A 14,956-nucleotide genomic window follows, 5' to 3' on the forward strand; every position below is an offset into this window, starting at 1 on the left:
GGATCCGATAGAGATCCAGCGCGAGGATGGCTGCCGCCAGCACCGAGAACACGATGCCCACGCTGTAGACGATGGCCATCGAGGCGCCCGTCACGGGGGCGGTCACGTCCCAGTTGATCCGGGTCTGGGCCAGGCTGCCCTGGAACAGGAGCCAGACGATGTAGAGCATCACCAGGTGGCCGGCGACGGCGCAGAACTTCTTCCCGGCGGCCGGCAGTTTCTGGACGACCATGTCCATGCCCAGGTGACCGTGCTCCTTCAAGGCCACGAGCGCGCCGAGAAAGGTGACCCAGATGAAGAGCCAGCGCGAGACCTCCTCCGACACGGTGATGCCCGAGTTGAAGCCGTAGCGCAGCACCACGTTGCCGAACACCAGCACCACCATCACCGCCAGGAAAAAGGCGATGACGGCCTCGATGGCCTTGCAGCTTCGATCGATCCATCGATTCATGTTGTCTCTGTCTCCTGATTGATCGACGAAAGGCGTCAGGCCTGCGTCTCGCGCAGCGTCTCGACGAGCGCGCGCAGCGCCGCAAGATACGAGATCGGACCCAGCCCCTGGATGGTGGCCTTGACCGCCGGCGAGATGATCGAGTGCGTGCGCCACGTCTCGCGCGTCGCGATGTTGGACATGTGGACTTCCAGTGTCGGGAACGGCATGGCCTTGATCGCGTCATGCAGGGGAACGCCATGCTGCGTCAGGCCTGCGGGGTTGACCAGCGCGCCCTGCGCTTCGTCGATGTTCCGGTGCAGGAAGTCGATCAGGTCGCCTTCGTGGTTCGACTGGATGATGTCGAGCGTCACGCCCAGTTCGGCCGCGAGCTTTTCGAGCCGGTCGTTGATTTCGGCCAGCGTCGTCGTGCCGTAGATGTGCGGCTCGCGGCGCCCGAAGAGGTTGAGGTTGGGTCCGTGCAGGACGAGGATTTTCATGGGATGCCTTGGGTCGGATTCACTTGCGGATGCGGGCAAGCTCGTCGTTGTAGAGCTTGACGATCGCGGGGTCGTAGCTGGCGGCGAAGCGGTCGATGACGGGCTTGGCAATCTGGCGCATGCGCGCCTGCTCGGCCGGGCTCACCTCGTTGAATTGCATGCCCTTGGCCTGCAGGTCGCCCACCGATCTCTGCGCCGCGGCGCGGCTCACCTGGCGCTGGTAGCCGCGCGCTTCGTCGGCGGATTCGCGCATCCACTTCTGCTCGCTGGGCGAGAGCTGGTCCCAGAACTTCTTGCTGACCAGCACGATGTTGGCGGCATACACGTGGTTCGTGGCGCTCAGGAACTTCTGCACCTCGAAGAACTTGTTCGATAGGATCACCGAGAACGGATTTTCCTGGCCGTCGACGGCCTTCGATTCCAGCGCGCCATAGAGCTCCGCGAACGGCATCGGCACCGGGTTGGCCTTGAAGGCCTTGAAGGTGTCGAGGAACACCGGGTTCGGGATCACGCGGATCTTCAGGCCTTCGAGGTCGTCGGCCTTCGCGATGGGGCGCTTGCTGTTCGTGACGTTGCGAAAGCCCAGGTCCCAGTAGCCCAGCGCCACCAGGCCCTTCTCCGGCAGCTTGGCGATCAGCGCCTGACCCATCGGGCCGTCGAGCAATGCGTCGGCCTGGGCGAAGGTGCTGACCGCGAAGGGAAAGTCGACCAGGCCGAATTCCTTGACGATGCCCGCCAGCGACGTGGTGGCAGGCGCCGACATCTGCTGCACGCCGCCTTGCAGCGCGGACTGCTGCTGCAGTTCGTTGCCCAACTGGGACGCCGGGAATTCCTGCACCCGCATCCTGCCGCCGCTCTTGGCGGCCAGCAGTTCGCCGAAGCGCTTGACGCCGAAGCTCACCGGATGGTCGGCGTTGTTCAGGTGGCCGAAGCGGATCACACGCACCTGGCCATCCTGCGCGAATGCGGGGGCCGCCAGGGCGAGGGAGAGGCCGGCAGCCGCCAGCAGGCGAGGGAGTAGGGTTCTCAAGAAGGGCTCCAGACGACGTGATTTCGGGGCGCGGCAGACGCTCTTGCAGGCGATCCGACGCAGGATGCGGCGCGATCTTAGCGATCTGTGGAAAAGGTTTCCATTAGTAGAAACGCTTTCCGGAAAAGCGGTACATTGACGTTTTGCTTCCCGCGCGCCGCGGCAGCAAGCCGGGCGGCGGGGATTTGGAGGGGCCTTCAGGGCTAGAGAATGAGCGCAATACTGGAACGCAGCTTCAAGCTGATGGAGCACCTCGCCGAGCATCCGGAAGGCCGGCAGTTGTCTGCATTGGCCACCGATCTCGGCATGCCGCTGAGCGCGACGCACCGCCTGCTGGCCGAACTGATCCGCTGCGGCTACGTGCGGCAGGACCAGAGTCACGGCGACTACTCGCTGACCATCAAGCTGGTTTCACTCGGCCTGAGTTTTCTCAGCAACAGCGGCATCGTGGATGTGGCGCAGCCCTTGCTGGATCGACTCGCGGCCGAGTCGGGCGAACTGGTCCGGCTGGCGGTGGTCGACGGCGACGCGCTCACCTTCGTCGCGAAGGCGCAGGGCGCGACGCGCGGCCTGCGCTACGACCCGGACATGGGCCTGTCGGTCAATCTGTCGTGCAGCTCGGCCGGCCATGCGTGGCTGTCGACGATGACGGACGAACAGGCGCTCGAACTCATCGCCAGGCAGGGCTTCGGCAAGGCGGGCGAATTCGGGCCGAAGGCGCCGACGACCGTCAAGGCGGTGCTGGCTTTCGTCCGACAGGCGCGCAAGCGCGGGTTCAGCATGATCAACGAGGTGTTCGCACCGGCCATGACCGCCATGGCTGCGCCGGTGCGAAGCGGCAACGGCGCCGTGATCGGCGTGATCACGATCGCGGGCCCTCTGGTTCGACTGACGGAAGAGCGCATGCTGGCACTCGGCCCGGCCCTTGTCGCTACCGCGGACGAGGTCGCACACGCGAGCGGCGGATCGGCGATGTTCAAGCGACGCGCCTGAGGCCAGGAGGGCAGCGGCCCATGAAAACGCGCTTGGTTCGGCGCAAAAGTAGGTCCAGAATCAAAAAACCGCTCGATCCCGCCGCGAACATGAACCTTGTGCCGAACCATGGCCGACCCGGCAGACCTGGACCCATCGTTCTCCGTCCCCTGCAGGCGATGCGCTGCGATGCTTCAGGCCGGGAACCGGTTTTGCCCGTTCTGCTTCGAGGATCAGATGGCTACGCTCGAGGCCGACGGTGCAAGACCGCCCCTCAAGCCCGGGCGCGGCGTCGCTGCTGAAGATGAGACGCGGGCCCCCGTGGTCATCGACTTCGCGGACACCGTGCAGGCAGATGCGGAGGAAATCATCCACATCCCCGGCCCGACGGGCGCCGCCAACGAGGAAGCGGATCTCGAAATCGGTCTCGTCCGACCTGGCGCCTTGTGGCAAACGGAAGTGCCGGGAGGCGGCGGCAAGGCGCGTTGGGCGGCGCGGTTCGCAACCCCCCGGCGCATGGTGGTCGCCATCGCGTCCGCCCTGGTCTTGATCGCGCTCGCTACCTTGGGGCTCGAGCGCGCCTTCTTCGACGATCGGAACGAGGCCGGCAGTCTGCAAGCGTTCAGGGCCGAGGTCAAGCGAGTGCAGGGCGCCTTGGACCGCGGCGACCTGGGTGCCGCGGAGCAGGGGCTCGCGGCACTCGATGCCGAGCATGCGGATGACCCGGGCGTTGAGGCGCTGAGGGAGGCCTTCGATCGGCGCGTGCAGGAACAAGCCGCCAGGCGTGAACCGCCTCCGGACGCCGCCCTGAAGTTGTCGCCGCCTGCCCCTGTCCCCTTGCTTCCCGAAGCGCCCGTGCCCGCCGTTTCCGCACCCGCCATCGGCAAGGCGGGATCGCAGGAGCAAGTGTGCAGCGATGCGCTTGCGGCGCTGGCCTTGTGCTCGAAGAAATAGGGAGAGAGAGTGCGAACCAGACAGTGAGCCGCAAGAATGAGCCAGGCATCACCTGGTGTGACCACCAACCTTCGATGGAGCCAGCATGCCTATCAGATCCCTGTTGACCGGACTGTTGTGGATGGCCTTCCTTGCGTGCGCGGCCGCGGCGCCTCGGGCGGAGTACAAGATCGTCACCGCATCGAAAACCGGCACCTACATCCAGATCGGCCGGGACCTTGCCACCTGGGTCGCCGAGCCCGCCGACATCGACCTCGAAGTCCTTGAGTCGAAGGGTTCGGCGGAGAACGTCCAGCGCATGCGCTTCGAGCCCGGCGTCAAGCTGGCCCTGGTGCAGTCCGACGTCTATCAGGCGTTTCTGGACGAGGCGAAGGCGGGCAACGCCGATGCCGGCAACATCATTCGTCCGTTGCGCCTCGTCATGCCGCTCTATGACGAAGAGATCTACTTCGTCGCCCGCGCCGACTCGCCGCTGAACAGCATCCACGAGATCAGGAACAAGGTGATCGGCGTCGGCCCGCTGGGCAGCGGCACGGCGCTGACGTCGAGAACGCTGTACCAGCTGATGTTCGGGGAGCCGCTGCCGTCGGCCAACGCGCAGTACCTGAGCAACGAGGAGGCGCTGGCCAGACTCACGGTCGACAAGTCGATCGACGTCGCCATCATCGTCGCCGGACAGCCGGCCAAGCTGTTCTCGGACATGAAGGCCGAGGCGCGCAACTACATCAAGATCCTGAAGCTCGACGACGCGGCGCCGGAGACGGCGCGGGCGAAGAAAACCTACTTTCCTGCGGTGATACGCGCCGCCAGCTATTCGACCTGGCTCAAGGCCGACGTGCCCACCCTGACCGTGAAGGCCTACCTGGTCACCTACGACTACGGACTGCAGTCGACGGTCGGAAACCTGGGTCGCTTTGCCGAATCCCTCTGCCTCAATTTCGACAAGCTCCAGGCCAACGGCCATCCCAAGTGGAAGCAAGTGCGCCTGGAGCTCCCGGCCCTGAGCCAAGGGTGGCGCTACTACGCGCCCATGGAAAAGCGCATGCGCACCTGCATCGCCCGCCGGGCAGCCGTCGCTGCTTCGGCCGCCGCCCCGGCGCCGCCGCCAGCGCGGGCTTGCACGGAGCAGGAACTGGTGCTGGGTATCTGCAGGCGGTGAGTTGCGACGGATCTCGTCCACGCACCAATCGATCCGACCGCCTCCACTGTCCAGATCGAATTCTGCATGCGTTCGCCCCAGATGGTTGTTGCCGGTCGGYAGGTTGAGACCACGCCTGCGCTGCGCCAAGCCGATAGCGACATCAAAGCGGGCCGCGTGCCCAAGGCCCCCAGATCGCGAACGTGATGCCGGGCGACTGCACGTTCACAAACAGCACCTTGCCGGCCGCGCTCGCTGCACCTTGAGGCCCGCGCGAGAGCCATCGTCCGATCGGTACTTCCCAGACGTCATTGCGTGGCCGCTTGCCCGCAGCGGAAAACGGATCTCACGCTGCAGTCTCCGGCGGCAGGTAGATCTTCGCCAAGCCTTTGGCAATCGCGTCCACGATCTGCTCCTTGCGCAGCCCGATGTGCTCCTTGAGCACCTGCTGTGCCGTCGCCTCGTCGCGCGCCTGCAGGGCTTTCAGAATTTGCCGGTGCTCCTTCTGTGTCGCGTTGCGGCCCACGTTCTCCATGTCGATCCAGCGGATGAAGCGGATGCGCTCGTTGAGCACGCCCAGCATGCGGCGCAGTTCCTGGTTGCGCGCCATATCGGCGATGCGCAGGTGGAACCCCTCGTCCAGTTCCACCAACATTTCTACCGGCGCGTCCGACGGCGCCTTCTGGCTGGCGGCCAGGTAAGCCACGGCTTGGGCAAGGTCCGCGTCGGTGGCGCGCTGGATGGCCAGCGACAGGCAGGCGCTCTCGACGGCCACGCGGGCCTCGTAGAGGTCCAGCGTCTCCTGCACGTCGAGTGGACGGCGTACGAAGCCGCGCGTTGCCGGAAGCAAAAAGCCATCGTTCACCAGCCGGGTGAGGGCCTCGCGCACGGGGGTGCGGCTCACGCCCAGGCGCTGGGCCAGCTCGATCTCGCTCAGGCGCTCGCCGGGCTTGAGCTGGTAGGAGATCGCCATGTCCCGCAGCGCCTCGAAAACGCCCGTGCCGCGCTCGCGGCGCGTCTTGGAAATCGGCCCGGATCTCCCGTGGCTGCTTGTGCTCTGCATGCTTTTAAGTATACTAAATTGAGTTCTTAACTGATTCCAACCCGCTGGAGCTTATCGAATGTCTTCCATGAACGGCGCCGACGCGATGGTGCGCATGTTGCAGCTCAATGGCGTCAAGCACATCTTCGGACTGTGCGGCGACACCAGCCTGCCTTTCTACGACGCGCTGGCACGCCTTGACCATGGCATAGACCACGTACTCACGCGCGACGAGCGCAGTGCTGCCTACATGGCCGACGCCTACGCCCGCGTCACGGGCAAGCCAGGCATCTGCGAAGGCCCTAGCGGCGGCGGCGCCACCTACCTGTTGCCGGGTCTGGTGGAGGCCAACGAGTCGGCCATTCCGGTGCTGGGAATCACCTCTGACGTGTCAGTGGGTGCGCGCGGCAAGTTTCCGCTGACCGAACTGGACCAGCAAGCGCTCTATCAGCCGCTGACCAAGTGGAACACCACCATTGACCGCGCGGACCAGATCCCGCACGCGGTGCGCAGCGCCTTCCGAGCCATGGTCACCGGCCGGCCCGGCGCCACGCACATCTGCCTGCCCTACGATGTACAAAAGCACGCCATCGACCCGACCGACGTGTGGGCTCAGCCCGGGCACGACCGCTACCCGGCCTATCGGTTCGCGCCCGACCCCGCCGAAGTGGAGCGTGCGGCCGCCAAGCTGGCGGCCGCGCGCTGCCCGGTCATCGTGTGCGGCGGCGGCGTGGTCATCTCCGGCGCCCACGGCGAGCTGGAGGCGCTGGCCACGCAGCTCAACGCGCCCGTGTGCATCACCATCAGTGGCAGCGGCAGCCTGCCCAGCGGGCACCCGCTCAATGCCGGCGTGATCGGCACCAACGGCGGTGTGGCGGCCACGCGCGAGGTCATCGCCGAGGCCGACCTGGTGCTCTTCGTCGGCGCGCGGGCGGGGTCGACCACCACGGAACACTGGAAGATGCCGGCGCGCGAAGTCGCCATCGTGCATCTGGACATCGACCCCGGCACCATCGCCACCAATTACCGCACCGACGTGGCCCTGGTGGGCGATGCGCGCCTGGGCCTGGCGGCGCTGGCCGCCGAGGTGCGCCAGCGCATCGCACACCGGCCGGCCGATGCCGTCGACGGCCGAGCCCTCGTGGCGCGCAGCCGCATGCAGAAGCAGGCCTTCTTCGCCGGCCTGGCGCAGTCCGGCGACCGCCCCATCAAACCTGAGCGCGTGGTGGATGCGCTGAACCGCTTGTTGCCCGCCAATGCCATCGTGGTGGCAGACCCGGGCACGCCGTGCCCGTATTTCGCTGCCTATTTCGACGCGCCGCAGGCCGGCCGCCACTTCATCACCAACCGCGCCCAGGGCGCGCTGGGCTTCTCCATGGCCGCCGGCGTCGGTGCCTCTTTCGGCAGGCCCGACGCCACGGTGGTCTCGGTCATGGGCGACGGCAGCTTCGGCTTCACCTGCGGCGAGATGGAAACGATCGTGCGTCGCGGCGTGCCGCTGAAGATGATCGTGTTCTCCAACTCGGTGTTCGGCTGGATCAAGGCCAGCCAGAAGACGGGCTACGACGAGCGCTACTACTCGGTGGATTTCAACCGCACCGACCACGCGCGCGTCGCCGAGGCTTTCGGCGTCAAGGCGTGGCGCGTGGAAGACCCGGCCGAGCTGGAATCGGCGTTGAAGGCGGCGCTGGCACACGACGGCCCCGCCTTGGTCGACGTGATCTCGCAACCGTTGCAAGACACGGCTGTGCCGGTCAGCCAGTGGATGGGCTGAGCAACAGCAATCGATACCCGGAATTCACGAACCCTGAAAGGCCCACAGAAGATGCAGATCCAGTTCAATCGACGTCAGGCGCTGGTGGCCACGGCCGCTCTGGGCCTGTACGGTGGCGCTGCGGCGCAGTCCTCGGACGCGCCGCTGCACATGGTCATCACCTTTCCCCCCGGGGGCAGCACCGACATCGCGGCGCGCATCATGCAGCCCGAGCTCGAGAAGCGCCTGGGCCGCTCCGTGGTGGTCGAGAACAAGCCCGGCGCCGCAAGCCAGTTGGCCACCAACTACGTGGCCAAGTCAGCGCCCAATGGCAACACGGTGCTGGTGAGCTTCGACACGCACGCCATCAATCCCATCGCCAAGTCCAAGCTGCCCTATGACACCTTCAAGGACTTCGCCGGCATCACGCTGGCGGTACGCTTCCCGCTGGTGATTGGCGCCTCGAGCTCGGTGCCGGCCAAAGACCTGCGGGGCTTCATCGCCGCCGCGCGCAAGGACCCCGCGCGCTACAGCTACGCCTCCACCGGCGTGGGGTCCATGAACCACTTGGTGATGGAAGACATCAAGCGTCGTGCCGGCATCTACGTGCTGCACGTGCCCTACAGCGGCGGAGGACCGGCGGTACAGGCCGTGCTGGGCGACGTCTCGCAGCTCACGCTCCTGAGCTACGCCGCGCTCAAGGGGCAAATTGCCGCCGGCAAGATCAAGCCGCTGGCCGTGACCGGCTCCAAGCGCCTGCCCGAGCTGCCCGACGTGCCCACCGTGGCCGAGTCCGGCTTCCCGGGCTTCGAGGCCTATTCGTGGATCGGAATCTTCGCCCCCGCGGGCACGCCGGCAGACAAGCTGGCCGCGCTCGGCGAGGGCTTCCGCGCCACGCTGCAAACGCCCGAGGTCAACAGCAAGCTCACGCAGGCGGGCTTCGAGGTCCTTGCCACCGATGGCCCGGGCCTCGACCGGCACGCCCGTGCCGAGTACGAGCGCTGGAGCGCCTTCGTGCGCGAAACCCAGCTCAAGCTGGAGGAGTAAGCCATGCCCATGGTGCTGGACCACATGGTGATTGCGGTGGCCTCCCTGGACCAGGCGGTGGCCGACTACCGGCGCGCCGGCTTCACCGTCATCGCCGGCGGCAAGCATCCGGGGCGCAACACCGTCAATGCGCTGATCGTGTTCGAGGACGGCAGCTACCTGGAGCTGATCGCCTATTCGGCGCCTTCGCCCGAGGAGCGCTGGTGGCGCGTGCTCGATGCGGCGGGCGAGGGGCTGGTCGACTTTGCGCTGTTGCCGCAGGACATCGATGCCGCGGTGGCCGACGCGCGCGAACGCGGCCTCGCCGAGCTGATTGCCGTTCCGGGTGCGCGGCAGCGGCCTGACGGTGTGCGCATCGCCTGGAGTTCGGCGCGGCAGCTGCGGCATGACCTGCCGTTTCTGTGTGCGGATCTCACGCCGAGGGAGCTTCGTGTGCCAGTGGGTGACGTTCGTCGCCATGCCAACGGTGCACGGGGCGTCGCCGTCGTGCACGTGGCGGTGCAGGACGTTGCGGCCAGCCTGGCGCGCTATCGCATGCTGCTGGGCCCGGATGCGGTGGCCGGCGGCGGCGTCCGGTTGGAAGGCTGCAAGGTCGAGCTCCAAGCCGAGCGGGGCAGGGCGCGTGGCGAAGGACCGAGCGCGATCACGCTGGACGTTGACGCGTCACACAAGAGCCTGCAGTTCGATCCGGTGCTGGCACACGGGGTTGCATTCCACCCGCGGTAGGGCCTGGGCAGGTTGACCGGATGCTGCCGACGGGCATAGGACTGTGGTATTTCGCTGACGCCGGAAGCACTTCCCAGGCCCGCGGTTGCGGGCCTGCGCGCAGCAGCCGTAACATCCTCAAGACAGGATCACGAGGGTGCGAGAGGGAATGTCACGAGGCAACTGGAAACGTGGGGTCGGCGCGGCCCTGTTGGCGCTGGGCTGCAGCCTGGGCGCCGCGCAGCAGTTGATCGAAATGTCGGACACGCCGCTCGATGCGGCGGAACTGTTCGACCGCGTCACGCCAAGCATCTGGGTCGTGTACGCCAGTGATGCGCAGGGTCGGCCGTTCGCCTCGGGCAGCGCGGTCGTTATCGCAGCCGACACCTTGGTCACCAACTGCCACGTGGTGCGCGATGYGGCCCGCGTCGCCATCCGCCGCGGCGACACCCAGTTGACCGCGCAGCAGGCAGAGGCCGATCCCGAGCACGATCTTTGCCTTCTGCGGGTCGCAAGACTTCAGGCCCCCACCGTGCTGCTGGCGCCCGAATCCAGCCTGCGACCCGGGATGCGCGTTTACGCCGTTGGCGCGCCGCGCCGCCTTGAACAGACGATCAGCGATGGCTTGCTGTCCGGCTTGCGGCGCGCACAGGACGGCAGCCTGACCATGGTGCAGACCAGCGCCCCGATCTCGCCCGGCTCCAGCGGCGGCGGGCTCTTCGATGCGCATGGCCGTCTGATCGGCATCACGACTTCTGGCCTGAAGGAGTCGCAGAACCTGAACTTCGCCGTTCCTTCGCGCTGGGTGGATGCACTCAGCCGCCGCGCGGGTCGCCTCGAATGGCAAGCGCGCATTGCTCCGTTGGAGCCGCCGGCCGCCGTGCGCAAAGCTCCGGCTTCGATTGCGCAAGAGTCACGTCCAGGCGTCGGTAGCGAAGCCGCGCCCAAGGCCCCGGCCCCGCCGACGCCAAAAACCGCAACCCGGCCAGGCCCGGGGCCGGCCGATTCGCCGATCGCGCCGCCTGGCGATCACGGTCCATCCATCTCCGCCGCGCGCTGGTCGCAGATCGAGTATCTCCTGACCGATCGCCTGACCGGCATCACGCGCAAGATCGTCTACCGCGCGGATGCGGCCACCGAGGACTCGCTCAGCTACAACAACGGCGCCTGGGTGGAAAGGCGTGACGGCGAGGTGATCGAAATCGCATCGCCGATCGCCGGCGAGTTCGATGCGGCAATGCCGCCCGGCGGCTGGATTCGCCCCGGCCGGATGCGGGAAGGGGACGAGTGGCGCGTGCAGTACATGGGCAAGTCAGCAGGTTCCAACTCCATCGAACTCCGGTTGGACGCCCAGGTGGCGAGCGCGGAATCACGGTTCGTCGCCGGCACTGAGCAGCGCCTGCTGCGCATCGACTACCGTGGCTACGTGATTCGCAAGACGGTCGCAAGCGGCGGCAGCCATGCAACCGGTGCCTACCGCGCCAGCGCATGGTGGTCGCCGGAGCTTTCCCGCGTGGTGCGGTTCACTGCCAACACGCGCGGTGGCGCCAGCGGGGCGGCCTTCTACATCGACGAGGAACTCGAACTCACGGCGATCCGCTGAGTCCAGTGTGCTTTGGCATGACGCCGCGCCAGGCGAGGTCGCGTTCGTCCGCGCAGGGGCCGCAGGACGGAGGGCAGGGGGCGTGACCATCGGATGAAGCGATTGGATGCGGTGAGTTGCAAGGGCTTCACTTCGCAAGAAGCCGCAAGGCGCGCTTCAAATCAAATAAGGCGTTATCAGCGGCAACAGTTTCGACTACGGCGCGCTCGCGCCGGCAGAGGGTGTGCTACTGCGTGCGGCTCGGGAACGCGGCGCGATCGGGGCGCTGCCCCCTGCCATCGTCTCCACGGTGCCGCGCGCGATCATTCCGCCTTGATATTGGCCGCCTTGATCGTGGCGCTCCACTGGCGGCGATCGGCCTCGAGGAAGCTGGCGAACTTCGTCGAGTCCATGCCGACCACGGGTTGCGAACCCAGGCGCGCCATCTTTTCGACGGTGCCCGGCTGCTTGAGAACCTCCTGCAGCGCTTCGTAGTAGGCATGCAGGATCGGTGCCGGCAGGCCCGCCGGCGCGAAGAAGCCCTGCCAGGTCGGCATGTCGAAGTTGGCCAGGCCCTGCTCCTGAAGCGTCGGCACGTTGGGCAGTTGCGGGGCGCGCTGGGCGCTGGTCACGCCGAGCGCCTTGACCTTGCCTTCGTTGGCGAGCTGCGCGGCGGTGGTGATGTTGTCCATCGTCATCACGATGTGGCCGCCCAGCAGGTCGGTGATCACCGGCGAGGCGCCCTTGTAGGGCACGGCTTCCATCTTCACGCCCAGGCGATGCAGCATGGCTTCGGCGATCAGGTGGTTGGAGATGCCGACGCCGGCGATGCCGTAGCTGGCCGATGGGGTGCGGCTCACGTAGGCCTTGAATTCCTGCAGGTTGCTGGCGGGCACGCTGTTGTTGACGATCAGCACGTTGGGCTGCGAGGCCAGCATGGTGACGGGCTGGAAGCTGCCGGGCTTGTAGTTGGTGCCCTTGGGATTCAGTTCGAAGGTGATGGCCATCGAACCGGCCGCGGCGATGCCGACGGTGTAGCCGTCAGCCGGTGCGCCTGCCAGGCGGGCGGCCATGATGTTGCCGCCCGCGCCGGGCACGTTGTCGACGATCACGGGCTGGCCCCGCTCGTACAGCGTTTGAGCACCGGCTCCGCACAGCGGGCACATGGCCCGATCTCCAAGCTCGAGCGCGCTTCGCCTCGGCAGCGGCACCGCCAGATCGATCAAATCATCGGCGATGTGCTGCATCCACATGTGCGTTTCTTCGACGGTGACGCAGTCGTAGTAGGTCCGCAGGATTTCTTGAGCCGGCTCCGACATCAACTCCACAACCGTATGCCTGGCGTACCAGAGGTCGTCGGTGAGCTGCCTTACGACATGATCCGTGGGCGGTCGGGCGTATTTGCGGACGGGCATCGCAGGATTGGTATGCGCCGAGCACTCTGCGCGCCAGCACACAGGGCCGAGCTGGTCGCCCAACCTCACTCAAATGATTTGAGCCAGGTTGGGGACCGCCCCGAACTGAACGGCTCCGCACGTACAGCCGGGGGCGTCAAGCGCCCTTCATGGCACTCTGAAGGTGGGGCGCGATTGCTGCGTGAATGCCTTCAACCACCTTCGGATCCAGACCCTCGGCCATTGCCGCGATCCCGAGCAGACGCGCCATCGGGTTGTTGCCTGGGACCTTCTTCACGACGATCTTGCCGCCTACGAACTGGATGGAGTAGCCGGGCCCGTCCACGAGGACGCCACCGAAGAAATGGATGGGGCCGGTCTGGGCGTGCTTCGGATCAATGTCTGTTGCCATGGGGGGTCTCCTTGACGCACCTCGCTTCGACCCGCGGCCATCGGTGCAATAGGCCGAAGTTCCGTGCGGCGCACTGTCATTGAATGCTGAGCCGAGCATTCATGGTCGTCGCCCATCGTCTGGGGGAGAGGCTTGCAAGAGTTTGTGGTTGGGGCATTCCGCTGGCTGTGGACAACTTTGGCTTGGCGGCGAAACCGCAGCATGCCTATTTTTTATCACGGGCGGCAACGTGTCGGGCAACGCGGCCGGGGTGGGCACAGGCGCTCAGTGGAAGACGATGCGGCAACTCGTTAAGGAGACGAACACGATGTTGCGCGACCACAAGCAGACCATTCAGGCTCTTTGAAGCCCCCAACCATGTTTAGAGAAGTACCGAAGACCAGCGCCCCGCGCGTTCCCGGCTTGCTCGACTTCAGGCAGCAGCAGGCCCTCAATAAGCTCGCCAAGGTGCCGAAGAAGCCGGCGCCCAAGAAGCCCCGTTGATCCGACCGGAAGGCATGTGGACCGGTGAGCGGTGATAGGCTGCCGCTGAACTTTGGAGACAGCATGCTGTACGAAATTGCGGGCACTGGCACGCGGATACTTGGAACGCTGCATTTCTTTCCGCCTGGCCAACAAAGGTGGATCGATCCCGTCCGCCGCATATTCGATTGGGCGGAGAAGATCTACATCGAGACGAAGGTGGAAAAGGCCGGTGAGCTGGTGAGGTTGCCTGCTCGGTTCAAGCCGGGGCATCTTTCCTCCGACCTGCGCCAGGAAGTCGATCGGGTTTGGCCACATGCCGCGCTTGGCGACATCGATCGCTGCAGCCTACTTGGGGTATGCCTCGTTGTGAACTCGATCGGGCTGTCCCGCGTCGAAGGCGTTGAGCCAACGGTGAGAGCTTGGCTCGGGTCGTCAGGCGATGTCCTGGAACTTGAAACAGCGGAGGATTTCGTACACGCCGCCAACGACATTCCGCTGGACGACCTCATTTTTTCGATCCGGTTCGCACTCCAGCAGCGATTTGAGGCTCAGAGAGATTTTGAGGCCAAGGCCCGAGCGTGGAGGGTGCACGACCTCGCGAAGCTCGAGGCGCTCACAAAGGTCGGGACGACGGAAGCAATGCGTCGAGCCCTGTTCGAAACACGAAATCGGAAGTGGGCTGCGATCATCGCTCGGGCGGCGAAATCGCCGGAGCGCACTCTTGTCTTGTGCGGCGCGGGTCATTTGTGCGGCCCGAACAACCTGCGCGAAGTGCTCGAACGAGACCATGGGCACGCGGTCAATCGGCTGATGATGTAGCCGTCTCTTTGGGAAGTGACCCAGCTCCAAGCGCAGTAAACCCCAGTTGAGCGTGGACATGAAGGGCACATCATCTCCGCCCGGCTGCGCCGACTCAAGTTAAGTTGCGTTAAATCTGGTGCGCGTGGGCGCGTCGACAGCTCGCGGGCGCCGTCCTGGTCGATCGATGGAACCCGAAGACCGCGCTGATCGCCAGTTCAGCCCGGGCTGCCAGCGAGACGCAACCAGATCGGAAATTGACGATCGAAGTCTTGGGGCGCGATCTCCGCGAGGTGCTCGCAGGCGGTGTCGGGAAGTGCAACGCTCATTTCCTCGTGCCAAAGCACGATGCCAAGCAATCGATGGACCCGGATGCGCTCCTCGCGCGGAACCGGAAACTCCGACACATGGCGCGGCAACCGCAGCATCGAAACGCGTCGCCGCACGAAGCTCCCATGCAACCAAGAGCAGAAGGATCAGCGATGCGGCTTCGGGAGCATTCACAGTCGGCCAGCGCGGGGGCGTCGTGGTCTTTCCCCACCGGGGTGCGGATCGAGCCACAATCGCGATCTCTCAAAACTGGGAGGAAGTGATGAATGCGATCTATCGCGCCCGTCGCTTCATTGAACGAAATCCGGACGGACAGTCCGCAGTGGTACTTTCACAGTTGGTGCTTGCGCTCGAATCTGACCGCAGCTTCGAGCTTGCATCCCTGTATGAGCTCGACTTCGACA

General features: G+C 65.8%; 16 protein-coding genes. 9 read left to right on the top strand and 7 right to left on the bottom strand.

Annotated features, from left to right (window positions below; translation table 11 throughout):
* The 3 genes from AC1D2K_RS14425 to AC1D2K_RS14435 all read right to left on the bottom strand — a co-directional run.
* A partial coding sequence (locus AC1D2K_RS14425) for a TRAP transporter small permease (RefSeq protein ID WP_478089513.1) occupies positions 1–451 on the bottom strand: 451 nt, incomplete at its 3' end.
* Positions 452–486: 35 nt separating this feature from the next.
* Positions 487–930 (bottom strand): type II 3-dehydroquinate dehydratase, encoded by a 444-nt coding sequence (locus AC1D2K_RS14430; RefSeq protein WP_478089514.1) that lies wholly within the window; start codon positions 928–930, stop codon positions 487–489.
* A 19-nt stretch (positions 931–949) separates the two neighbouring features.
* A complete protein-coding gene (locus AC1D2K_RS14435; RefSeq protein WP_478089515.1) occupies positions 950–1,960 on the bottom strand; it encodes a TRAP transporter substrate-binding protein in 1,011 nt (336 codons plus the stop codon).
* Between the two features lie 210 nt (positions 1,961–2,170).
* Here AC1D2K_RS14435 and AC1D2K_RS14440 point away from each other — a divergent pair, with 210 nt between their 5' ends.
* The 3 genes from AC1D2K_RS14440 to AC1D2K_RS14450 all read left to right on the top strand — a co-directional run bounded on the left by AC1D2K_RS14440 (position 2,171) and on the right by AC1D2K_RS14450 (position 5,045).
* Entirely contained in the window at positions 2,171–2,953 is a 783-nt protein-coding gene (locus AC1D2K_RS14440) for an IclR family transcriptional regulator (protein WP_478089516.1), read from the top strand.
* 108 nt (positions 2,954–3,061) lie between these two features.
* The gene (locus tag AC1D2K_RS14445) at positions 3,062–3,886 is read left to right on the top strand and encodes a hypothetical protein (protein WP_478089517.1); all 825 of its coding nucleotides are present in this window, start codon (positions 3,062–3,064) and stop codon (positions 3,884–3,886) included.
* An 85-nt stretch (positions 3,887–3,971) separates the two neighbouring features.
* The gene (locus tag AC1D2K_RS14450) at positions 3,972–5,045 is read left to right on the top strand and encodes a TAXI family TRAP transporter solute-binding subunit (protein ID WP_478089518.1); all 1,074 of its coding nucleotides are present in this window, start codon (positions 3,972–3,974) and stop codon (positions 5,043–5,045) included.
* Between the two features lie 325 nt (positions 5,046–5,370).
* On the opposite strand, the gene AC1D2K_RS14455 is transcribed toward AC1D2K_RS14450, so the two are convergent.
* Positions 5,371–6,087 (bottom strand): GntR family transcriptional regulator, encoded by a 717-nt coding sequence (locus AC1D2K_RS14455; RefSeq protein ID WP_478089519.1) that lies wholly within the window; start codon positions 6,085–6,087, stop codon positions 5,371–5,373.
* Between the two features lie 58 nt (positions 6,088–6,145).
* On the opposite strand from AC1D2K_RS14455, the gene AC1D2K_RS14460 reads away from it, so the two are divergent.
* From AC1D2K_RS14460 to AC1D2K_RS14475, 4 genes are all read left to right on the top strand, one after another.
* Positions 6,146–7,840 (top strand): thiamine pyrophosphate-binding protein, encoded by a 1,695-nt coding sequence (locus AC1D2K_RS14460; RefSeq protein ID WP_478089520.1) that lies wholly within the window; start codon positions 6,146–6,148, stop codon positions 7,838–7,840.
* 51 nt (positions 7,841–7,891) lie between these two features.
* A complete protein-coding gene (locus AC1D2K_RS14465) occupies positions 7,892–8,866 on the top strand; it encodes a Bug family tripartite tricarboxylate transporter substrate binding protein (RefSeq protein WP_478089521.1) in 975 nt (324 codons plus the stop codon).
* A 3-nt stretch (positions 8,867–8,869) separates the two neighbouring features.
* Positions 8,870–9,592: a VOC family protein gene (locus AC1D2K_RS14470; RefSeq protein ID WP_478089522.1), complete on the top strand. Its 723-nt coding sequence runs from the start codon at positions 8,870–8,872 to the stop codon at positions 9,590–9,592.
* 148 nt (positions 9,593–9,740) lie between these two features.
* Entirely contained in the window at positions 9,741–11,174 is a 1,434-nt protein-coding gene (locus AC1D2K_RS14475) for a S1C family serine protease (protein WP_478089523.1), read from the top strand.
* 302 nt (positions 11,175–11,476) lie between these two features.
* Here AC1D2K_RS14475 and AC1D2K_RS14480 read toward each other — a convergent pair whose 3' ends face one another.
* Both AC1D2K_RS14480 and AC1D2K_RS14485 read right to left on the bottom strand, forming a co-directional pair.
* Positions 11,477–12,568, bottom strand: a complete 1,092-nt coding sequence (locus AC1D2K_RS14480) for a Bug family tripartite tricarboxylate transporter substrate binding protein (protein ID WP_478089524.1) — start codon at positions 12,566–12,568, stop codon at positions 11,477–11,479.
* 136 nt (positions 12,569–12,704) lie between these two features.
* Positions 12,705–12,959: a hypothetical protein gene (locus AC1D2K_RS14485; RefSeq protein WP_478089525.1), complete on the bottom strand. Its 255-nt coding sequence runs from the start codon at positions 12,957–12,959 to the stop codon at positions 12,705–12,707.
* A 357-nt stretch (positions 12,960–13,316) separates the two neighbouring features.
* On the opposite strand from AC1D2K_RS14485, the gene AC1D2K_RS14490 reads away from it, so the two are divergent.
* Both AC1D2K_RS14490 and AC1D2K_RS14495 read left to right on the top strand, forming a co-directional pair.
* On the top strand, positions 13,317–13,442 hold the full coding sequence (locus AC1D2K_RS14490) for a hypothetical protein (RefSeq protein ID WP_478089526.1): 126 nt from the start codon (positions 13,317–13,319) through the stop codon (positions 13,440–13,442).
* A gap of 63 nt (positions 13,443–13,505) precedes the next feature.
* Positions 13,506–14,243 carry a TraB/GumN family protein gene (locus AC1D2K_RS14495; RefSeq protein WP_478089527.1) on the top strand — a complete coding sequence of 246 codons (738 nt, stop codon included), beginning with the start codon at positions 13,506–13,508 and terminating at the stop codon, positions 14,241–14,243.
* A 197-nt stretch (positions 14,244–14,440) separates the two neighbouring features.
* On the opposite strand, the gene AC1D2K_RS14500 is transcribed toward AC1D2K_RS14495, so the two are convergent.
* Complete coding sequence (locus tag AC1D2K_RS14500; RefSeq protein WP_478089528.1) at positions 14,441–14,650, bottom strand: hypothetical protein; 210 nt, start codon at positions 14,648–14,650, stop codon at positions 14,441–14,443.
* Between the last annotated feature and the right edge of the window lie 306 nt (positions 14,651–14,956).

It is taken from the genome of Variovorax sp. P1_H12_2 (genome assembly GCF_056405335.1).